19 protein-coding genes and 1 other annotated feature are annotated in these 21,087 nt (G+C 66.8%); of the genes, 13 read left to right on the top strand and 6 right to left on the bottom strand.

Going from position 1 to position 21,087, the window contains the following annotated elements; genetic code table 11:
* Nucleotides 1–6: 6 nt before the first annotated feature.
* Nucleotides 7–993, top strand: coding sequence for an RluA family pseudouridine synthase (locus LL964_RS01300; protein WP_104587075.1), 987 nt, complete (start codon nt 7–9; stop codon nt 991–993).
* Between the two features lie 111 nt (nt 994–1,104).
* Here LL964_RS01300 and zupT read toward each other — a convergent pair whose 3' ends face one another.
* The 3 genes from zupT to LL964_RS01315 form a co-directional block, all read right to left on the bottom strand.
* Nucleotides 1,105–1,923: a zinc transporter ZupT gene (gene zupT / locus LL964_RS01305; protein WP_104587076.1), complete on the bottom strand. Its 819-nt coding sequence runs from the start codon at nt 1,921–1,923 to the stop codon at nt 1,105–1,107.
* A gap of 248 nt (nt 1,924–2,171) precedes the next feature.
* Nucleotides 2,172–2,594, bottom strand: a complete 423-nt coding sequence (locus LL964_RS01310) for an energy transducer TonB (RefSeq protein WP_104587077.1) — start codon at nt 2,592–2,594, stop codon at nt 2,172–2,174.
* The gene (locus tag LL964_RS01315) at nt 2,591–2,947 is read right to left on the bottom strand and encodes a 4a-hydroxytetrahydrobiopterin dehydratase (RefSeq protein ID WP_104587078.1); all 357 of its coding nucleotides are present in this window, start codon (nt 2,945–2,947) and stop codon (nt 2,591–2,593) included. Before LL964_RS01315 ends, LL964_RS01310 begins: the two co-directional genes overlap by 4 nt.
* Before the next feature lie 88 nt (nt 2,948–3,035).
* On the opposite strand from LL964_RS01315, the gene LL964_RS01320 reads away from it, so the two are divergent.
* The 4 genes from LL964_RS01320 to LL964_RS01335 all read left to right on the top strand — a co-directional run bounded on the left by LL964_RS01320 (nt 3,036) and on the right by LL964_RS01335 (nt 6,973).
* Entirely contained in the window at nt 3,036–3,635 is a 600-nt protein-coding gene (locus tag LL964_RS01320; protein ID WP_104587079.1) for an NfuA family Fe-S biogenesis protein, read from the top strand.
* A 13-nt stretch (nt 3,636–3,648) separates the two neighbouring features.
* Nucleotides 3,649–5,478 (top strand): transmembrane repetitive protein, encoded by a 1,830-nt coding sequence (locus tag LL964_RS01325; RefSeq protein ID WP_104587080.1) that lies wholly within the window; start codon nt 3,649–3,651, stop codon nt 5,476–5,478.
* 112 nt (nt 5,479–5,590) lie between these two features.
* Entirely contained in the window at nt 5,591–6,241 is a 651-nt protein-coding gene (locus tag LL964_RS01330) for a TraX family protein (protein WP_104587081.1), read from the top strand.
* Between the two features lie 114 nt (nt 6,242–6,355).
* Nucleotides 6,356–6,973 carry an SMI1/KNR4 family protein gene (locus tag LL964_RS01335; protein WP_167395299.1) on the top strand — a complete coding sequence of 206 codons (618 nt, stop codon included), beginning with the start codon at nt 6,356–6,358 and terminating at the stop codon, nt 6,971–6,973.
* 396 nt (nt 6,974–7,369) lie between these two features.
* Here LL964_RS01335 and LL964_RS01340 read toward each other — a convergent pair.
* Both LL964_RS01340 and LL964_RS01345 read right to left on the bottom strand, forming a co-directional pair.
* Nucleotides 7,370–8,586 (bottom strand): IS3 family transposase gene (locus LL964_RS01340; RefSeq protein WP_425478152.1). Its coding sequence is split into 2 segments (ribosomal slippage): nt 7,370–8,298 and nt 8,298–8,586, totalling 1,218 coding nucleotides; the frame shifts between segments, so codons are not numbered across the junction.
* Nucleotides 8,192–8,308: a sequence feature (AL1L pseudoknot), on the bottom strand. It overlaps the preceding gene by 117 nt.
* Nucleotides 8,587–8,633: 47 nt before the next feature.
* The gene (locus LL964_RS01345) at nt 8,634–9,194 is read right to left on the bottom strand and encodes a LacI family DNA-binding transcriptional regulator (RefSeq protein WP_146092358.1); all 561 of its coding nucleotides are present in this window, start codon (nt 9,192–9,194) and stop codon (nt 8,634–8,636) included.
* Nucleotides 9,195–9,394: 200 nt separating this feature from the next.
* Here LL964_RS01345 and LL964_RS01350 point away from each other — a divergent pair, with 200 nt between their 5' ends.
* From LL964_RS01350 to LL964_RS01365, 4 genes are all read left to right on the top strand, one after another.
* A complete protein-coding gene (locus LL964_RS01350) occupies nt 9,395–10,171 on the top strand; it encodes a DeoR/GlpR family DNA-binding transcription regulator (protein ID WP_104587085.1) in 777 nt (258 codons plus the stop codon).
* A gap of 38 nt (nt 10,172–10,209) precedes the next feature.
* On the top strand, nt 10,210–11,340 hold the full coding sequence (locus LL964_RS01355; RefSeq protein WP_104587178.1) for an MFS transporter: 1,131 nt from the start codon (nt 10,210–10,212) through the stop codon (nt 11,338–11,340).
* Between the two features lie 10 nt (nt 11,341–11,350).
* Entirely contained in the window at nt 11,351–12,139 is a 789-nt protein-coding gene (gene hisN / locus LL964_RS01360; protein ID WP_104587086.1) for a histidinol-phosphatase, read from the top strand.
* Between the two features lie 226 nt (nt 12,140–12,365).
* The gene (locus tag LL964_RS01365) at nt 12,366–13,652 is read left to right on the top strand and encodes an acyltransferase family protein (RefSeq protein WP_104587087.1); all 1,287 of its coding nucleotides are present in this window, start codon (nt 12,366–12,368) and stop codon (nt 13,650–13,652) included.
* On the opposite strand, the gene LL964_RS01370 is transcribed toward LL964_RS01365, so the two are convergent.
* Nucleotides 13,640–14,470, bottom strand: a complete 831-nt coding sequence (locus LL964_RS01370; RefSeq protein WP_104587088.1) for an AraC family transcriptional regulator — start codon at nt 14,468–14,470, stop codon at nt 13,640–13,642. The two genes, LL964_RS01365 and LL964_RS01370, sit on opposite strands and share 13 nt — an antisense overlap.
* A gap of 109 nt (nt 14,471–14,579) precedes the next feature.
* Between LL964_RS01370 and LL964_RS01375 the strand changes: the two genes are divergently transcribed.
* The 4 genes from LL964_RS01375 to LL964_RS01390 all read left to right on the top strand — a co-directional run bounded on the left by LL964_RS01375 (nt 14,580) and on the right by LL964_RS01390 (nt 21,083).
* Nucleotides 14,580–15,605, top strand: coding sequence for an alpha/beta hydrolase (locus LL964_RS01375; RefSeq protein WP_146092359.1), 1,026 nt, complete (start codon nt 14,580–14,582; stop codon nt 15,603–15,605).
* Nucleotides 15,606–15,965: 360 nt separating this feature from the next.
* Nucleotides 15,966–18,239: a TonB-dependent receptor plug domain-containing protein gene (locus LL964_RS01380; protein ID WP_228329356.1), complete on the top strand. Its 2,274-nt coding sequence runs from the start codon at nt 15,966–15,968 to the stop codon at nt 18,237–18,239.
* A gap of 19 nt (nt 18,240–18,258) precedes the next feature.
* Nucleotides 18,259–19,728 (top strand): DUF3526 domain-containing protein, encoded by a 1,470-nt coding sequence (locus LL964_RS01385; RefSeq protein WP_228329357.1) that lies wholly within the window; start codon nt 18,259–18,261, stop codon nt 19,726–19,728.
* Nucleotides 19,725–21,083 (top strand): DUF3526 domain-containing protein, encoded by a 1,359-nt coding sequence (locus tag LL964_RS01390; protein ID WP_104587091.1) that lies wholly within the window; start codon nt 19,725–19,727, stop codon nt 21,081–21,083. The genes LL964_RS01385 and LL964_RS01390 overlap by 4 nt, the downstream gene beginning before the upstream one ends.
* The last annotated feature ends 4 nt before the right edge of the window (nt 21,084–21,087 follow it).

Below are 21,087 nucleotides of genomic sequence, written 5' to 3' on the forward strand. Positions count from 1 at the left end.
AGCCGGATGACCGACCCCCAGCCCCCCAAGCCACCCGCCGACCGTGTGGGCGTGCGCATTCTCAAAGTTCCGGAGGACCGTGCCGGACAGCGGCTGGACAATTTCCTGCTCGGCCAGCTCAAGGGCGCGCCGCGCAGCCTGATCTACAAGCTGGTGCGCAGCGGCCAGGTGCGCGTGAACGGCGGGCGGGCCAAGGCCGAGCGCAAGCTCGAGGGCGGCGAGGAAGTGCGGATTCCACCCGTGCGCATGGGCGAGGAGGGCGACAAGGCCGCGCCGCCGCCCGCATTCCTGGCCCGGCTGGAAGCGGCGATCGTGTTCGAGGACGCCCGCCTGCTGGCGCTGAACAAGCCCTCCGGTGTGGCCAGCCATGGCGGCAGCGGGATCAGTTTCGGCGCGATCGAAACCCTGCGCGCGCTCCGCCCGAACCAGAGCCTGGAGCTGGTGCACCGGCTCGACCGCGACACGTCCGGCCTGCTGATCGTGGCCAAGAAGCGCTCGGCATTGACCGAACTGCAGGCGCTGATGCGCGAGGACGACCGTGTCGACGGACGCGGCATCACCAAGCGCTACCTGACCTTGCTGGTCGGACGCATGCCGGACGGGGTGATGACGGTCGATGCGCCATTGCATATCGGCCTGCGCCAGGGCGGCGAACGGCATGTACAGGTGAACGCGATCGGCAAACCGTCGTTGAGCCACTTCAGGTTGCTGGAGCGGCGTGGCGGGCACTCGTATTGCGAAGTGCGCATCGAAACCGGACGCACCCACCAGATCCGCGTACACGCCCAGCACCTGGGTCACCCGGTCGCCGGCGACGACAAATATGGCGAAACCGAGGTCAACAAACGCCTGCGCGAACAACTCGGCCTGAAGCGGCTGTTCCTGCATGCCGCATCGCTGGAATTCGCGCTCGACGCCGGCAAGACGCCCTATGTGCTGAGCGCCCCGTTGGCCCCCGAACTGGCGGACGCCCTGGATCGCCTGGGGCGCTGAGGCAGCTTCGAAGGGGGGCGCTACGCTGCCCAACGCACGGCACGGAGCGACGCCGTGCCAACCTGCTCGTCCGGCCGTGCCGGCCATCCGTTTCGCCCCCGAACGAGCGCCTCAGGGCGCCGCGAAACGGAACAACACCAGGCTGATGGCCAGTGTCCCCATGCCCGATACCAGGCCGTAGACGGTCTCGTGGCCTTTTGCGTAGCGCTTGGCTGCCGGCAACAACTCGTCCAGCGCCAGGAACACCATCACCCCGGAGATCAACCCGAACACGGTGCCGAACACCGCGTCCGACAGGACATCTGCCAACGCCAGGTAGCCGATGCCGGCACCGATCGGTTCGGCCAGCCCGCTCAGCAGACTGGCGCCGAAGGCATAGAGCTTGTTGCGCGTGGCGAAGTACACCGGTACCGCGATGGCGATGCCTTCGGGAATGTTGTGGATGGCGATGGCGAACGCCAGTGGCATGCCCACGGCGGGGCTTTCCAGTGTCGCGAAGAAGGTCGCCAGCCCTTCCGGAAAATTGTGCGCGGTGATCGCGATGGCGGTCATCAGCCCAACGCGCCGAATGTAGGCGCGGTTGTCGTCGCGGAATTGCGGATCGTCGGTGGACAGGCTCTGGTGCGGATTGGGCACCAGGCGGTCGATCATCATGATCAGCAGCATGCCGGCCAGGAAGGTCAGGGTGCCGAAGGTGAAACCCAGGGTGTCGTTATAAGCGTTGGAAAACGCGGCGATCGACTTGTTGAGGATTTCCGACAACGACACGTACACCATCGCGCCGCCAGCAAAGGCCAGCCCGAACGCCAGCAGGCGCGGGTTGGGCTTCCTGGCGAACACCACCATGAGGCTGCCCAGGCCGGTGGCCAGACCCGCGGCCAGGGTGACCGCCAGCGCGATCCAGACATTATGTGACGACACCTCAAGCATGCGACGCGATGACCTCGAAGATGGAGCGCTCTCCTGCAAGGCCAGCGTCAGGCGCAGGCGAGGCGGCGCTGCAGAATGGCAATGCGGCAATGACGAACGCGTGGTCGCGGGCCGACGGCTTCGGAAGGCAGCTGGCCGGTGCAAGCGCGCCACAAGCTTCGGACCCCGTGGCACGGGAACAGATGCACGCCAGGCAACGGCGTGCGTGTGTGCATGTCAGTCGGACATGCCGATGCGTGCGACCGCGCTCAACCGCCGCGGCGCGCCCGCTCTTCGATGGCGAAACACTCGTCCGGACGTGGCACCGGCGGTTTGAACGCCACCGGGACCTGGATGGTCTGCGGCACCGCCTGACCATTGCGGGTGGCCGGCTTGAACTGCCATTCGCGCACGCGCTTCTGGGCGGCTTCGTCCAACACCGGCTGGCCGCTGCTCTGGGTCACCGATACGTCGGTGGGCTTGCCCTCGGTCCCGATCACCACGCGCAGCACGCTGGTACCGCCGACGCCGGCGCAGGCCAGCTCGGGAGCGTATTCCGGTGGCGGGGTCTTCAGCGCGGCCAGCTCGGTGGCGGGCACCGTGGGCGCTGCCGGCTGTTGCGAGGACTTGCCGCAGCCGGTCAGGCCGGCCGCCAGGGCCAGGCCGGCGAGGGCGGCGCGAGACATACTCATGCAGTGACTCCCTGATCGTAGAGTTGCGCCGCCTTGGCGGCACAGATGAAGTCGTTCTCGCTAAGTCCGCCCACGTCGTGGGTGGAATAGCGCACCACGACCCGGTCGTAATGCACACCCAGATCCGGATGGTGGTCTTCGCGGTGGGCAATCCAGGCCAGCGCATTCACGAAGGCCAGGGTGCGGTAATAATCAGCGAAGCGGAACGTGCGCGTGAGCGCCATGCCGGCCTCGGCCAGCTCCCAGCCGGGCACCTGCGGCAGCAGTTCGGCCAGGCGCGCTTCGCCCAGTTTATGGTCGATGCCCTTGCGGGGGAGGCAGTGGGCCTGCTCCAGGGGGATCAGATCGGTCATGGCGGTCTCGCAGGGGTGGGCGGACGGCGCCCCGCCAGGATCACGGTGTTCCATGAGCGAGGGCGCATTGAGCGCTAGAATAACCCGCATGATCCAGATATCCGACAAAGCCCAGACCTATTTCCGCAAGCTCATCGAACGCGAGGGCGTGCCCGGCATGGGCGTTCGCCTGAGCGCGGTGGACCCGGGGACCCCGCGCGCCGATGCCAGGCTGGAGTTCGCAGAGCCCGCCGATCTCATTGGCGACGAATGGGCGATCGACTGCGACGGCTTCACCTTGTATGTGGTGGCCGCAAGCGTGCCGTGGGTGGACGGCGCCGAGATCGACTACGTCACCCAGTCCACCGGCAACCAGCAGCTGACCATCAAGGCGCCCAAGATCAAGGGCGAAGCACCTGCCGAATCGGCATCGATGGTGGAGCGCGTACGTTGGGTGGTCGAGAACGAGGTCAACCCGCAGCTCGCCTCGCATGGTGGCCGTGTGGCCGTGCAGGAAGTCTCCGCCGATGGCGTGGTGCTGCTGCGCTTTGGTGGCGGTTGCCACGGCTGCGGCATGGCCGATGTCACGCTCAAGCAGGGCATCGAGAAGACCTTGATGGGGCGCGTACCGGGGGTGACTGCGGTACGCGATGCGACCGATCACGCGACCGGCGACGCTCCTTACATTCCGCGCGACAGCGCGGCCTGATCCCGCACCACCGGTGACGACGGCTGCCGATCTGCTGCAGGCGCTGCGCGCGCGCATGCCGGGTAGGCTCATTCTGGATCCGCGTACCGGCTTGCCCTACGGCTGGGCGACCTGGATGCGCAGCCGCGACAGCGCTGCCGCGCCGTTCAACGACGACCACGTGATGGACGTGCTGTTGGCGCGTGGATCGGCCACGTCGGGCGTTGGCAGCATGCTGGCGTTCACGCCTTTCCAGGCGTTCCGCAGTCTGTGGTGGCAACACTGGGAGCCACGACCGGCTGACCAGCGCCGGCAGCACTGGCTCGCGATGGTCGGCAGCCTGTTGATCCATCTGGGCTTCATCGCCTTGCTGATCTGGGTGGTGGCTGTGCGCTGGGCGCCCAAGGATGCAGAGCAGGGCGAACAGGCGCGGGTGCGCATGACCTTCATCGGCGATGGTGCAGCCGAGCAGGGGGGAGGGCAGGGAAATCCCTCTGCAACTGCACAGTCGGCTGCTGGCGATGCAACCGCGGCGCCTGCGGCCCCTGTGGCCGAAGTCAGCGGAAATCCGGCGCAAACCGCAGTGCCGCCGTCGGTACCGCCGGAAGCAGCCGAGTCCGTCGAGGCCGCTGACACGATGCAGCCGCAGGAGACTGCAGCTGAGCCGGCGGTCGCTGCTGCCCGCGAACCTCAGTCGCCACAGGTGCCGCAGGTGCCGCAGGTGGTGGTGCAGGTGCCGTCGGTGACGATCGAATCGCCGCTGCAAGTGACCGAGACCCCGATCGCCACCACCGATTTCGTGGTGCCACCGCCGCCGAGCATCAGCGTAGCGCCGCGTCCGGTGGCGCCGACCGCATCGCAGGTCCAGGTGCGGGAACGCGACATCCAGACCGTGACCGAGCGGCCGGCGCTGCGCGAACTGCAGCGCCCCGCGCCTGCGGTCGCGGTGCGATCCGCCAACGCGCCGGCCGTGCGCGAACGCGAGATCGTGGTGCCGGACCGGCCGCAGCTCGCCGCACCGGTCATCCGGCAGCGCCAGATCGTCCCGAGCGTGCGGATGCCCGAGCTTGCCGTGCGCGCCGCCGAACTTCCCAACGTGCCGGAATCGACACCGACGCCGACCACGCCACCGGCATCGCCAACACCCACGGCGCCACCCAGGCCGGAACCGTCGCCGACGGCTGCGAACGCGCCGGCCGTGCAGCCGTCGCCAGCCGCCACGGCAACGCAACAGCCGCAGACCACACCGCCCACACCCGCCCCAGCCGGCAACGCGGCTACATCGGCATCGCCCTCTGCTGTTGCCGGTAGCAAGGCCGGTCCGCAACCGGCCGACCGCAGCGGTGGCTGGGATGTCGCGGCCAATGCCGACGACTGGAGCAAGGCCGACCGTAACCGGCGCGGCGATCCTGGCGGCGCCGACAGCCAACGCGCGGGCGTGTTCAACAGCGATGGCAGCGTGCGGGTCGCCGGCACCGGCGACACTGGCAGCGGCGCGGGTGATCGCGGGCCGCCGGGCAGCGAAACCGACACCTGGACGCGTGATCAGATCGCCCAGGGAGGCACCTGGCTCAAGCGCCCGCCGTATGGCTACACGCCGACCTCGCTGGACAAGTACTGGATGCCGAATCAGTCACTGTTGCAGGAGTGGGTACGCCGCGGCCTGAAGAAGATCGAGATCCCGATCCCCGGCACGACCACCAAGATCAGCTGCGTGGTGTCGCTGCTGCAATTCGGCGGCGGCTGCGGCCTCAGCGACCCCAATCTCAACGAGCAGCCGGCCACCGCCAGGCCTCCGCCGGACGTGCCGTTCAAACGCGAGCTGCAGGAGAACAATGGCGCGGTGCGCAGTGCAGGCGAATGATCGCGCGGCACGGTGATGACCCGCGGCCATGCCGTGGTGGAGTGGGGCGCGCGGCGCACCCGCCGGCATGCGGATGCCGGCGCGCATTGTCCAGGCAGAGCGGGGTGCGTTAGTGACCAGCGGCGGCCGTGAATTCCTGAAGTGGCTGGCCGCCGTCTTCATGACCGGCGACCACGTGCGGAAGGTTCTGGCGATCGGCTACGTCCCAGTAGTCGCAGAACTGGGGCGGGTGGCGTTTCCGTTGTTCGCACTGGTGCTGGCGTACAACCTGGCCCAGCCCAACGCGGATGTGGAGAAGTCGATCAAGCGGCTGTTTGTATGGGGCGTCATCGCCGCACCCGTCGCGGCAATCGCGTTCCAGCGCGTGTTCCCGCTCAACGTACTGCTGGCGTTTGCGCTGGCAGCGGTATGCATTCTGGCCATCGAGCGGCGCCGCTGGATCTGTCTTGCGGCATGCGCGTTGCTGGCGCCGGCGGCCGTGGAGTACCAGTGGAGCGGTCTGGCCATCGTACTGGGCGGGTGGGTGTTCTGGCGCAATCCATGGCAATGGCGGCTGTCTCGCCCCGTATCGGCGCTGCTGCTGCTCGTCTTGCCGGTGGCCTCGCTGTACTTCGTCAACGAAAACAGTTGGGCCTTGCTGGCGCTGCCGTTACTGGCATGCGCAGCCTTGCGCATGCCGATCCCACGTTCGCGCAGGGCGTTCTATCTGTACTACGTCGGACATCTGCTGGTGCTGGTCCTGCTGGCTTACGCGGTGTTTTGAGCGGGAAACAAGACGACGGGCTGAGACGCCTCGAACCTGACACGACTGGCCGAAGGAAGCCGCTGCCGACGGCGCGCTACACTCGTCAACCGGAAAGAACGAAGGAGCGACACAGTGCTGGAAGGAGTTCGCGCACGGCTGCATCACATTGCGCCCGATATCGCCAACGCGCTACTGCCACCGGCCAGCGACGCGCAACTCGCCGCCCTTGAATCGGCACTTGGCCAATCGTTACCCCCCGATCTGACTGAGCTGTATCGCGAAAGCGCCGGACTCGACCCGGATGCAACGGCCAACTTCGCGTGCGCATTGTCCTTCATGAGCGTGGATGAAGTGCTCGACACCGTGGAAAGCGACCAGGCCGACGAACCCGTAGCAGCACGATTTGCAGATGCGGGAATCCAGCCGGTGATGACGCTCGGAAAGCAGCGCGTGGTCATCGGCACCGATTTCGCCCGATGCCATTTGTGTATCGACCTGATCCCAACTGCAGACGGCACCCGCGGGCAGATTGTTTTCCTCGACAGCGAGCATGCTGTCGCATTGTTACTGGCACCGTCGATGCGCGTGTTTGTCCGTCAGTTCGAGGACGACCTGGCGGCCGGCAAGTACACGCTGTCAGCCGATGCACTGGATGACGGCGTGCAGTGGTTGCAGGCAACCCGCGAGATCGACATCGTGAACTGGTACAGCTCGTCGACTTGGGCCTATGTGGAACGGGTGATGGGTTGACCGGGGTAAGGCATGACCCCGTGCCGATTCTGACATAATATACATTATGCGAAATCGTGCCCGGCAGGCGCTGAAATCGCGGGCGCGCTGGCTATGGCTCTGGCTTACCTCGTGATTGCCGACACTGAATCGCCCCACTGGCAGCCAGCATATGCCCCAACTGGCACCGACAAATGCCCCAATCTCGATAGACCTCCAACAAATTGCCTCTTTTTCAGAGAGCTACCGGCAAGCTGCCCCAAATTCGACGACAGAACTCTCTGCGGTTATTGATACGTGGCGTGGAATGAGTGCTTGGTTTTCCCCGTCTCGCACTCTGGGTTGGCATCCTTGCTTGCCGCTGCCTGTCACGGGCTTTGAACCGCCCCGACTTTTTTGGAGGTCGCTTGGTTTGAGTCAGGCCGCCTCGACCTGACCGGTTTGTTGCCGATAGTAAGCCGCTTCGGCTTCCGCTGGCGGGATGTGCCCGATCGGTCCCAGCAGTCGCTCATGGTTGTACCAGTGCACCCAGTCCAGGGTGGCCAGTTCCACCTGCTCGCGATTGCGCCACGATCTGCGGTGGATTACCTCGGCCTTGTACAGTCCGTTGATCGTCTCGGCCAGCGCATTGTCGTAGCTGTCGCCCACGCTGCCCACCGACGGCTCGACCCCAGCCTCGGCCAGTCGTTCGCTGTAGCGGATGCTCACGTACTGCGATCCCCTATCGGAGTGGTGGATCAGCTCCCCATCCCTCTGTCGGGCGTGCAGGGCCTGCTCCAAGGCATCGAGCACAAAGTCCGTCGTCATCGATGTAGAGGCCTTCCAGCCCACGATCCGCCGCGCGTACACATCGATCACAAACGCCACGTACACCATGCCCTGCCAGGTCGAGACGTAGGTGAAGTCGCTCACCCACAGTGCATTCGGTCGCTCTGCCTGGAACTGCCGATTCACCCGGTCCAGCGGGCACGGCTGCGCCTTGTCGCTGTGCGTGGTCTTCACCACCTTGCCGCGGATGACGCCCCGCAGGCCCAGCCGGCGCATCAACCGCTCCACCGTGCATCGCGCCACCTGCCAGCCTTCACGCAGCAACTGCTTCCAGACCTTGCGCACGCCGTAGACCTGGCGGTTCTCGTCCCACACCCGGCGAACCTGCGCCTCCAGTGCCTGATCCCGCCACCAGCGGTCCGCACGCGCCTGCGGATGCGCCTCCCGGGCAGCGTGGCTGTAGTACGTCGACGGAGCGATCTCCAGAACCCGGCAGATCGGCTCCACTCCGTGGGCATCGCGATGCTCTGCGACGAACCCGGTCATGGCTTGAAGCGGCGGTCGAGCTCCGCCTGGGCGAAATACGCCGATGCCTTGCGCAGGATCTCATTGGCCTGCCGCAGCTCGCGCACCTCCCGCTCCAGCGCCTTCATCCGCACTCGCTCGTCCGTCGTCAAGCCCGGACGCAGCCCCTGGTCACGCTCGGCACGACGTACCCAGTTGCGCAGCGTCTGGGCTGTACACCCGATCTTCCCGGCAATCGACTCGATCGCCGCCCACTGCGAACTGTGCGTGTCCTGGTGTTCCAGCACCATCCGCACCGCGCGCTCCCGGACTTCCGGGGAATACTTCACTGGCTTGGTCATCACTCCATCCTCTCAAGAGTTGGAGCCTCAAGGAATCCCGGGGCGGTTCAGTCACCATGGTCCATCGGCCCGGCGATGAAGGCGATCTGTCGATGGCCGCGCTGGATCAGGTGGCTGGTCAACTGGTCGGCGGCCAGTTGGTTGTCGATCCGGATGGTCTGCATGCCCGCCAGTGGCGTGGCACCGGCGATCGCCACGGCCGGAACGCCGAGACGTTGGAAATAGTCCGATTCGGCGAGCAGTTCTGCGTAGGGAGGCACCAGGAGCAAGCCTTCGGCCCCCGCGTCGATGAGCTCCATGACCAGCTGCTCGGCGTGATCCCGGTTCGGCAGTTGCCCTTCCCTGACCACCAACTGCGCCCCGATCGCGGTAGCGCTGGCGAGCGTGGTGAGCAACACCTCGCTCAGGAACGGGGATCGGATGTCCGAGTAGACAAGTCCGAGCCGGGTGCCTGCCGCGCCTGCCAGGCGGCGCGCCGCGATGTTCGGCACATAACCGGTCAGCCTGATGGCTTCCTTGACCCGCGCGTGCGTCTGGGCGCTCACCTTTCCGCGGCCATTGATCACGTTGGAGACTGTCATGGGGGAGACGCCGGCCCGCTCGGCCACGGTTCGTAGCGTGATCGGCGGACGAGCGCCAGAACGTCGGATGGGCACGGCGAGATCTCGGTGGGTGATGTGCCTCCCTCCATTGGACACGCTGGCCCACGCCGATGCGTGGCCAGCGTCCGACTGCGGTTGAGTGCACGCTCATGCACTATTGTGCACGATTATGCATGATACTGCACGATCTCGCTTAGTGGTGCCTCATGACCGACGACAACCGTTTTCCCGCAGAACGCGTCCAGACCGTCCTGGCATTGCTTCGCGAGCAGGGCCGGGTCTCCTCCAGCGATCTGGCGGCGCGCTTCGGCGTTTCCGAGGACTCCATCCGCCGCGACCTGCGCGAACTGGCCAGCCGCGGTCTGTGCAAGCGCGTCTACGGCGGCGCCGTGAAAGCGGCAGTCGAGGTGGCCAGCTTCAACGATCGTGCGCAGCAGAGCGTTGCCGGCAAGGCGGACCTGGCCTCCGGCATCTGCGCACTGCTGCAACCGGGGCAGAGCGTGTTTCTCGATGCAGGCACGACGAACCTGCTTGCCGCCCAGTGCCTGCCCGAACAACAGAACCTCGTCGTCATCACCAATTCTCCGCAGATCGCCATTGCCGCCGGCCAGCGCCGCGGGGTCCGCGTGCAGCTGATCGGCGGCCTCTTCGCTCCCGAAGCGGGCGGGATCCTCGGCGCGGAGGCGTTGTCGCAGTTGCAACGCCTGCGCATGGACGTCTGTGTCCCCGGCGCTTGCGCGCTGGATTCAACCACCGGCGTCTGGGCCACCGATGTCGAAGAGGCAGCCCTGAAGCGGCTGGTGGTGGCCAACAGCTCACGCGTCATCGTGGCCGCCTCGGCCGAGAAGGTCGGTACCGAAGCCAATCACCATGTGGCGGCGCTGGCCGAAATCGACGATCTGGTGGTCACCGCAGGCGTCTCCGACACGCATCTCCACGCCTTTGCCAGCGCAGGCGTCGCCGTCCACCGCTTGCCGCGCTGACACTTTCAACTTCATCAACGGTTACCCCTATGTCCACGATGCCTACCTCCAGCGCCCGCGCGCAGCAGCACGCCACACGCGCCGCATTCTTCATTCCAGGATTCGCCACCGCCATCTGGGCGGTCCTGGTTCCATTCGCCAAGACCCGAACCGGTGTCGAGGACGGTGTCCTCGGCCTGATCCTGCTGTGCCTGGGAGCAGGCTCGCTCATTGCCATGCCCGTCTCCGGCGCACTGGCCGCACGCTTCGGCTGCCGGAGCGTGATGATCGCGACGACCGCGATCATTTGCGTCAGCCTCCCACTGCTGGCCTTGACCGCCAATCCCTGGCTGCTCGGTGGCGCACTGTTCGTCTTCGGCGCCGGCGTGGGCGCGATGGACTGCACCATGAACATGCAGGCCGTGGTGGTGGAGCGCGAGGCCAATCGGGCGATGATGTCCGGTTTCCATGCCTTCTTCAGCATTGGCGGATTCATCGGCGCCGCCGCCATGACCGCGTTGCTGTCTGCGCAGATCGGCCCGATGGCGGCGTCGCTGGCGGGCATCGTCGCGATGGCGGCGATCGCGGTGCTCTCGCTCAGGCATTGGCGTGGCGAGGCCCTGCATCAGGACGGCCCACTGCTCGCCTGGCCCAAGGGGATCGTGCTGTTCCTGGGCATCCTGGCGTTTGTCGTGTTCCTGGCAGAAGGTGCGATGCTGGACTGGAGCGCGGTGTTCCTGGCCGATGTCCGCGAGGTCAAGCCGGCCATGGCGGGCCTGGGCTATGTCACCTTCGCGCTGACCATGACGGTGACCAGGCTGTTCGGCGATTCGGTGGTCGAATCGCTGGGACGCATTCGCTCCATCGTGGTGGGCGCCTTGCTGGCGAGCGTGGGCTTCGTGGTCCTGACCTGGGTAACACCGTGGCAGGTCTCGCTGGCTGGCTATGTCCTGCTCGGATTGGGCTGCGCGAACATCGTGCCGGCGTTGTTCTCCCTGGCCGGCAATCAGCAGCGCATGCCGGAGAGCATTGCGATCACCGCGGTCACCACGCTGGGCTATGCCGGCGTCCTGGCCGGTCCCGCACTGATCGGCTTCGCGGCCCATGGCATCGGCTTGATCGGCGCATTCATGGGAGTGGCTGTTCTGCTGATCGGCGTCGCCGCGTCCACCCGCTGGCTCAAGGTCTGAGGAGGCGATCATGCAGACCCATCGAATCGAAGACCCGGAGAGCGACTTCCTGCATCGCCTTGCAGACCTTGCGGATGCGCAGACGCTGCCGCGGTTCCGCAGGCCGATCGGCGTAGACACCAAATACAAGGAGGGCGACCGGTTCGACCCGGTCACCGATGCCGATCGCAGCGCCGAAGCGGCGATGCGAGCCCTGATCAGGGAGCGCTTTCCCGACCATGCCATCCTCGGCGAAGAGTATGGCGCCGAAGGCGAGAGCGACTACTGCTGGGTGCTGGATCCGATCGACGGCACCAAGCCCTATCTCTGCGGCATCCCGGTCTGGGGATCGCTCATCGGCCTGACACATGGAGGCGTGGCGGTGCGCGGCATGATGAGCCAGCCGTTCACCGGCGAGCGGTTCTGGGCCGACGCCGATGCCGCCTGGCACCGGCGCGGATCAGCGGTCGAGCGTCTGCACACGCGGCAGGTTGCGCTGAACGAAGCGATTCTGCATACGACCAGCCCGCAGGGCTACCACGGCGCGCTGGCTGCGGGATTCGACCGCCTGAAGGACCAGGTCCGCATGACGCGATATGGCGGGGAGTGCTACGCCATGGTCATGGTGGCTGCAGGTCATATCGACATCGCGCTGGAGCCGTCGTTGCAGGCCTATGACATCGTGGCGCTCATTCCCATCATCGAAAGGGCCGGCGGAGTGGTCACGCGTGTGGATGGCGGCCGGCCCGAAGTAGGAGGCCCGGTACTGATATCCGGCAGCCCTGCCCTGCACGACATGGCGCTGAAGACGCTGCGCTAAGCGGGCCGAAACTCTCGACGAGCGCATGCGGCCGGCTGGCACGCATGCGCTCGTCGCTGCACATCGATCGCCCGTCCGGCCTGCCACATGCATGGCGTTCCCGAGTGCGACCACGCCTGCTACGTAGACGATACGCCGCTGTCGCGTTCTTGAGTTTATCGATAAACCTCCCTAGGTTAGCCCGGCTCCGGCAAGACCGGACTCCGACGGATCGCATCGAGCGCACATGAACCGACCGCACACGCCATCACCGCTGCAACGTACGGACGGCGGCAAGACCCATTTCGATGTTCTCGATGGCCTTCGCGGGACCGCCGCACTGCTGGTCGTGCTGTTTCATATCCAGGGGATCGGCGTTGCGTTCGCGCATGACAAGCTGATCCTTCCGCATGCGTATCTTGCGGTGGATTTCTTCTTCGCACTCTCCGGCTTCGTGATCGGTTACGCCTACGACGATCGGTGGGCCACCATGAGCACCCGCCAGTTCTTCGTGGCTCGCCTGATCCGCCTGCATCCCCTGGTGGTGGCGGGAGCCGTGCTTGGCGTGTCGAGCTATCTGTTCGACCCGTTCGCCGGTACCAGCCAATCCAGCCCGCTGGCCCTGGTATTGGCTGCATTCGCCATGTGCCTGCTGGTGCTGCCTGCTCCGATCCTCGACAACCGCTGGCATGACACCCATCCGATCAATAGCCCGTCGTGGTCGCTGCTTCAGGAATACATCGCCAACATCGCCTACGCCTTGGTGCTTCGTTTCCTGTCCGTGCGTGCCCTGTGCATCGTGGCGTCGGTCGCATGGGTGGCCCTGGCTGGCGGAGCGCTGACCGCCGGCTCCCTGGACATCGGCTATGGCTGGGACAATCTGTGGGGGGCGCCGCTGCGACTCGCATATCCATTTACCGTGGGCCTGCTCATCTATCGGGTGCAGCACAGGCTTGCGCGCATGCGCCTGGGTCTGGTTCCGTTGTCCATCGTCATGACCGGCCTGTTCTGCTTTCCGTCCCTCGGCGAGGCGGGCGGCATCAAGCTCAATGCCCTCTACGATCTGTTCTGCGTGTCGGTGATGTTCCCGCTCATCCTGGTGCTGGGCATTCATTCCGAACCGGCAGGTTGGCGTGCGCGGATGGCGCACTGGTTCGGTCGGATCTCGTATCCGCTCTACATCACCCACTTTCCCACGGCCTTCGTGTTTCTCAACTACACCGTCAGCCAGAAACCATCTCCGCCTGCGGCCATGGCGGCAGGCGTTGCGACCTTCGTGGTGATGGTGGTTTTCGCTTGGTCATCCTGCGATGCTTCGACGAGCCGGTCCGCGCGAGGCTCCGCAAACGCTGGCTGGCCCGAAAGCGTTAGCGGCCATTCGCGTGTACATGGGCGCGCGCGCCGGCAACATGCCCGCGTGCAGGGCAACGCCCGCACTTGTCTCGCAGGAACCGGAGCGGATGCTCGGGACAGGCACGCGTCGACCGGAGTGCGCGCTGCTGCACGCGTCGACCTGCCTTGTCATGCGTCATGATCGACGGCACCCCGCCACGCGCGCGGTGACTGCCCCACCTGCGCCTTGAATGCTCGCGACAGTGCGGCCTCGCTGGCGTAGCCCACGTCGTGGGCGAGCTGCTTCAGCGGCCTGCCCTGGCGCAGGCCGCGTTGCACCAGAGCGATGCGCCATTCCTGCAGGTACTGGCCCGGGGTGCAGCCCACCGTGTCGTGAAAGCCGCGGGCGAAGGCGCTGCGCGACATGCCGGCCTTGGCGGCCAGCGTGTCCAGCGACCACGGATACGCGGGCGCGTCGTGGATGCCGACCAGGGCCAGCCGCAGGCGCGCATCGGCCATGCCTGCCAGCATGCCGCTATCGGCGTGGCCCTGTTCCATCAGTTCGCGTATCACATGCACCAGCACGACTTCGAACAGCCGGTTGAGCACCGCCTGGCGTCCACAGTGCTGGGCGAACGCTTCCTCGAACAATGCATGCACCAGCGCAGCACCCTGGCGCAGCGCGTCCAGCGGCAGGCAGATGCATGCCGGTAGCGCACGCACCAACGGGTTGGACGCGCCGCCGCCGAAGCTCAGGTGCGCGCAGGCGAAATCCGCGCCACGCTGCGGATCGGTGTCGAACCGATGCGGCAGCGCCCGCGGGTACAGCAGCAGACTGGGGCAGTCGATCTGCAGGCGGCTGCCATCGCCGTTATGGACCGCCACCGCGCCCTCGCGGATCAGATGCAGTTGCCCCCGTTCGCCACCGTCGAGCTGGTTGATACCGCACAGCGCGCCGGCATGGAAAACCTCGGCGCTGACCGAGAAGTGATTGAGCAAGGCGGCAAGGCGGTCGACCATTCTGGACTCTAAGATAAGTTTTACGGACTATTTGCTGCCTATCGTATCGCTCTCGCGCGCAAAGTGGCTCCTGTCGCCGGCGCCGGCCGGCATTCCTCAGGAGCTTCCCATGCACACCCCCCTCGCCCTTGCCGCCGCGACCATCCTGGCCGCATCGATCGGTACCGCAGTGGCCGCCGTGCCGAGCGAGCAGCCGGCCCCCCTGCGCCCGGTTGCCGACTTCCTCAAGGCCGTCAACAGCGGTGGCGGCAAGCCGATCGAGCAATTGAGTCCCGCACAGGCACGGCAGGTGCTGGTCGATGCCCAGGCCAACGCGCCCCTGCCCGCGGCCGAGGTCAGTCGCAAGACCATCCAGGCCGATGGCAAACCATTGAATCTGGTGATCGTGCGGCCGTCCCATACCACCGGCAAGGTGTTGCCGGCCTTCATGTACTTCCATGGCGGTGGCTGGGTGTTGGGCGACTTCCCCACTCACGAACGACTGATCCGCGATCTGGTCAACGCATCCGGCGCCGCGGCCGTCTATGTGGACTACACGCCGTCGCCGGAAGCGCGCTATCCGGTTGCCATCCGCCAGGCCTATGCAGCAACCCGCTGGGTTGCCGAGTATGGCGGGGAGATCGGTGTGGACGGCAAACGCCTGGCGCTGGCCGGCAACAGCGTCGGCGGCAATATGGTCGCGGCAGTGGCCCTGCAGGCCAAAGCGGCCGGCACCCCTGCACTGCGCTACAACCTGATGCTGTGGCCGGTGACGGACGCCAGTTTCGACAACGGTTCCTACCAGCGTTACCAGAATGGCTATTTCCTCAGCCGCAACATGATGACCTGGTTCTGGGACAACTACACCACCGACCCCAAGGAGCGCGCCGAGATCACCGCCTCGCCGCTGCGCGCCACTCCCGCCCAACTGGCAGGTCTGCCGCCGACTCAGATCCAGACCGCCGAACTGGATGTGCTGCGCGACGAGGGCGAAGCCTTCGGCCGCAAGCTGGATCAAGCCGGCGTGGAGGTGACGGTGACCCGCTACAACGGATTGATCCACGATTACGGCCTGCTCAACGCGCTGCGCGACGTGCCGGCGGTGCGCGATGCCATCGGCCAGGCCGGCGATGGACTGCGCGAGCATCTGCGCTAAGCGCGCGTCCGCTGCGAACCCCTCAGCGACCGCCGGTTGTCCCGGCGGTCGCTGCCGGCGTTGCGGGGGCAGCTCGGCACCGGGCCTGTGCCGCCCTTTCGCCGTCCGTTGCGTTCGGATGCGCGGATTGTGACTTGTCGCAAATTTGTTATACGATAACAACAAGGGGTTACTTAGTAACACATTCGGCGTCGCATCCTGCGGCGCCGCGACATGGCGTGCCCAACACACCGCTGGCCGATGAAGAACACACTTTCCATCCTCAGACCACCCGCACTACTGGCTGCGAGCAGCATCGCGGTCCTGGCCGGCAGCTGGCCGGCGCTGGCGCAGCAGACGCCAGCTGCCAGCAGCGCAGACGTGCAAGATCCTCGGGCCGAAAGCGCCGCACCGCTGCTCGCGCCGGTACTCGTCACCGGCAGCCACATCCGCGAGACGGCAGCGGGCGGCGCCTCGCCGGTCATCGTCTTCGAGAAGCAGGCCATCGAGCGCACCGGCGTGTCGACCTTGCAGCAATTCTTCGAAAAACTTCCGCAGAACTTCGGTGGTGGCGCCAATGGGGCCAATGTCGCCAATCTCGGGCTGGACCGCGACACCGGAAGCAACTTCGGGCAGGGCACGTCGATCAACCTGCGCGGCCTGGGCACCGGCACCACGCTGACGCTGGTCAACGGTCACCGCGTGGCCTCGTCCAACCGCTATCAGTACGTCGATATCTCGCTGATCCCGCTGAGTGCGGTGGAGCGCGTGGAGATCCTGACCGACGGCGCCTCCGCCATCTATGGCGCGGACGCGGTCGGTGGCGTGGTGAACATCATCCTGCGGCGCGATTTCACCGGATACGAGACCGCCATTCGTGCAGGCACGACCACCGCCGGCGGCATGAACGAGTACCAGGCATCGCAAGCCGGCGGTTGGGCCTGGGACGGGGGCCACCTGCTGGCCAGCTACGAATTCCTCAAGCAGGACAACCTGGCGGCGAGCGACAGGGATTTTTCGAAGAATGTCACCGTCGCCCCCTACGATCTGTACCCGGGCTCCAGGCGACACAGTGTGTACGTCGATGGCGCCCAGCAACTGAGCCAGGCGCTGACGCTCACCGTGACCGGCTCCTTCGCCAGGCGCGACATGGACACCACCATTTCCGGCACCGCAGACGAAACCCGCCTGTTCCCGCAGACGCGGCAGTTCGATCTGTTCGCCGGGCTCACCCTGGACCTGCCGCGGCAATGGCAGGCACGCTTGAACGGCGGCTACGGCAGGAACACGGTGCGCTACGAGCGCACCACGATCTCGGCGACGTCGGCGATCACGGCGCGCCCCACCGATATGCGCTCGGAAACGCGCTACCTGGAGCTGATCGCAGATGGCGAGCTGGCCACCCTGCCCGCAGGCGCCGCGCGGATCGCGCTGGGCGGCAGCCTCCGGCGCGACGGCTACGATTTCTTCGACTACCGCGGGCTGGAGAGGCCGTTCGATGTGCACCGCGACATCGGCTCGGTGTTCGGCGAACTGAACGTGCCGCTGCTGAAGGAACTGCCAGGCCTGCGCCTGTTGTCGCTGACGGCGGCCGCACGCTACGACGACTACAGCGACTTCGGCTCCACCCTCAACCCCAAGTTCGGCCTGCTGTGGCAGGCCACCGACGGGCTGACCCTGCGCGGCACCTACGGACGCTCGTATCGGGCGCCGGTGTACCAGGACATGCAGCCGAACAACACCGCCGTGGTGGCGCGCATTCCCAATCCGAACGCACCCGGCGGACGGACCGTGCTGATGATGCTGGCCAACGGCAATCCCGATCTGGGCCCCGAGCGCGCCCGGACCTGGACCGGCGGCATCGCGTTCGCGCCGGCAGCGGTGCCGGGGCTGAAGATCGATGCCAGCTACTACCGCATCAGGTACGAAGACCGTATCGATAGCGGATTCGCAGGCAGTTTTCCTTCGCTGTTCCTGGGCCCGACTGCCGCTTACGCGGACATCCTGACGTTTGCGCCGACGCCCGAGCAGATCCGCAGCGCCCGCCAGATCGGCGTCGCCGGGCTGGGTGTATTCGTCTCGCGGGTCGGCCCGTTCGCGCTCGCGCCCGGAACCGACGAAAGCAGTACCGAGGTCATCCTCGACAACCGCTTCCGCAACAACGCGGCCACCTCGCAGCGCGGTGTCGATCTGGATGCGTCCTATGCCTTCGATGTCGGGCAGACCCAGTTCGCGCTCAGCCTTGCCGGGCAGTACATCATCGACTCCACACGCCGCATCAGCCGCTCCGCACCCCAGGTCGATGCGTTCAATGCGGTGTATCTGCCGATCGATCTGAAGCTCCGCAGCGGGCTGGTGGCGACCCGACGTCAGCTGTCGGGCGGCCTGTTCGTCAACTATGCCGACCACTATCGCGATCCGGCGAACCGATCCGACCCGCATGTCGCCTCCTGGACCACGCTGGATCTGAACATCGGGTACCGCTTCGCGCATGCGTCGCCATCGCAGGACGGCACGCGCCTGGCCTTCAATGTGCAGAACCTCTTAGATCGCGATCCGCCGTTCGTCGTCAACGGCATCAACAGCGGGTTCGATCCCACCAACGCCACCGCACTGGGGCGTTTGGTGTCCATGACCCTGACCCATCAGTGGTGAACTCACCGAGGACGCTGCCGTGGCCGCTGCCCGTCTTGCGCGCGACATAATGGACCAGCCCGCGCGCTCCCAGCTGCGCGCCGTCGCCGCCACCCAGCTCATCCTGCTATGGCGCGAGCGGCGGGTGGTGTGGCTGGCGCTGGCGCTGCTGTTGCTCGCGGCGACCTCGCTCGGTACCAGCGCCGTGCGCCTGTCCGCCCAGGCGCAGGAACGGCAGGCGGTCGCCGAGCAGGAGGCGCGCCTGTGGGACGGCCAGGGCCGGATCGATCCGCATGCGGCCGCGCACGTCGGCCGCGCCATCCCTGCGCCGGTGCAACCGCTGGCGAGCTTCGATCCGGGCGTGTCGGAGGTGGTCGGCACCTCGGTGTTCATCGAAGGACATGCGCAGAACCCGGCCCGCCACCGGCCGATCGAGGAAGGCACCGCGCTCAGCAGCTTCGGAGGCTTCTCGGCTGCCTGGGCGCTGCAGGTGGTCGCGCCGTTGCTGCTCATCCTTGCCGGCTTCTCGAGCATGTCCGGCGAGCTCGCACGCGAGCGACTGCGTCAGGAGCTTGCCGCCGGTGGCGCGCCCACCGCCCTGGTCGGCGGACGCGTGCTCGCACTGGCGGCAGTGGCCGGCATGTTCGCGCTCGCGCTGTTCGGCGCCAGTGTTCCGGCGTTGTTCGTGCAGGGCGCAGGCGCGGCGGAGCTGGTGGCCCTGCTGGCCATCGCAGGCGCTTACCTACTCTACCTGCTGACCTTCTGCACGTTGACCATTGGCGTTTCCGGGCTGTGTCGCTCGGCGCGCACCTCGCTGGTGCTGCTGCTGGGGATGTGGGTGGTGGCGACCCTGCTCGCCCCCCGCGTGGCGCCGGCAGTGGCCGAAAGCCTGGTGCCCACGCCCTCCGCCCCGGCGTTCCGCGCAGCGGTCACCGAAGAGGCGGAAAGCGGCGTCGACGGCCATGATCCGGCCGATGAGCGGCTGGCGTCGCTCAAGGCCGAACTGCTGGCCCGCTATCGGGTCGACGACGTCGCGGACCTGCCGCTGAACTTCCGCGGCGTCGCCCTGGAGTTCGGCGAGGACAATTCCACCCAGACCTATGCGCGGCATTTCGAACGCCTGCATGCGGCCTATCGACAGCAGGAGCGCGTGCAGCGCGCCTTCGCCGCCATCTCGCCGACCCTGGCATTGCAACCCTGGTCGCGCGCCTTTGCCGGCACCGATTACGCCGCCCATCTGGCCTATCTGCGTGGCGTGGAGGATTACCGCTACCGGCTGATCCAGGCGCTGAACCACGAGGTCAAAACGCATAAGCCGCCGCCGGGCGAGCAGTATCACCTTGCCGATATCGCCACGCTCACCCGCTCGATCTCCTACGCGCCGCAAGCGCCGACGCGGGTCGCCACCGCCGCTGCGCAGGCTCCCAATCTGGCGATTCTGCTGGGCTGGGCGCTGCTTGGCATTGTGCTGACACGCCTCTGCGCATCACGTCTGGAACTGCGGGCATGAGCAGCATCGCGGTCGCAGGCTATGAAATGCGCCGCCTGCTGCGCGATCGCGCAGTGGTGGGCCTGTTGCTTCTGCTTGCCGCGCTTGCGACCTATGCCGCTTGGAACGGCAGCCAGTGGGTCGGCCAGCGCACGGGCGCCATCGGCCTGCTCGCCGCCGAAGAGCAGCAGATGCAGGCGCGTGCGCGCAGCTTCGTCGGCAAGGCGCCCTCGGTCCTGCCGCGCGTGCAGCCTGTATTGCCCCCGGCGCCGATGACGGCGGTATCGATCGGCCAGGCCGACGCGTATCCGTTCACCGCCGACGTGGTGGCGCTGGGCGATGCGACCGCACTGTTCAAGCGCCTCTGGGCGGATATCGGCAGCCCGACCGCGCGCGCAGCCGGGCGCTTCGACCTGGCCTTCGTGGTGGTCTTCCTGCTGCCGTTGATCCTGCTCGCGGCCAGCTACGACCTGTGGTCGCGCGAGCGCGAGCGCGGTATCGCGGCGATGGTGATGGCGCAGCCGATCGCCGTGGGCGGGTTGATCGTGGTCAAGGCACTGGCGCGCGGGGTGGTCGTGCTGCTGCCGGCGACGGCGATCCTGGTAGCGGTCGCGGCGTGGGCCGGCGCGCGCGACCCCGCCGGACTGCTTTGTCTGAGCTTGATCGTCCTGAGTTACGGCGGCTTCTGGCTGGCGGTGGCGCTGGTCATCGGCCTGCGCGCGCGACGCTCCACCGACGCGGCGGTTGCCGCCGGCGCGATCTGGCTGTCGCTGGTGGTCATGGCGCCGTCGCTCACGCTGGCCGGCATCGACCTGCTCTCGCCTGCACCTTCGGAGCTGCGCTTTTCCACCGACGTGAAGGCGCACATGACACAGATCGCCGAGCGGCAACGGCTGCAGCGGGCGGTCATTCCGGCACCGGTGCGCTCGCCTGCGCCTGCCATTCCCGATCAGTTGCGCCAGAGCTACGCCGAGCTGGTCGCCGCCGATCGGCAGCTGGCGCCCCTGCTCGCCGAGCACCGGCAGGCGCGGGATGCACGCCGCCGCGTGATGGACCGTGTGCGCTTCCTGCTGCCATCGGTCGCTGCGCAGGATGCGCTGGACCGCCTGGCCGGCACGGACGCCGACCGTGCCCTCGCCTTCCAGGATCAGGTCGCCCTGTTCCGGCAACAGCGCCGACGGCTGCACCAGACGTATCTGGAGCGCGATGCCATCCAGACGCTGGCCGAATACGACGGCCTTCCGCGCTTCGTGTTCCGGGAAACCGACAGCGTGTTCGGCACCGGCGTGCTGGCCGATCTGGCCGCACTGCTCGCTGCCACCGGGCTGCTGCTGGTCGCCGCCCGCGCCATGCGGAACCAAGCGACAACACCATGAGGAT

Origin of the sequence: Xanthomonas melonis (genome assembly GCF_020783655.1) — a bacterium.
Taxonomy (GTDB): Bacteria; Pseudomonadota; Gammaproteobacteria; order Xanthomonadales; family Xanthomonadaceae; genus Xanthomonas; species Xanthomonas melonis.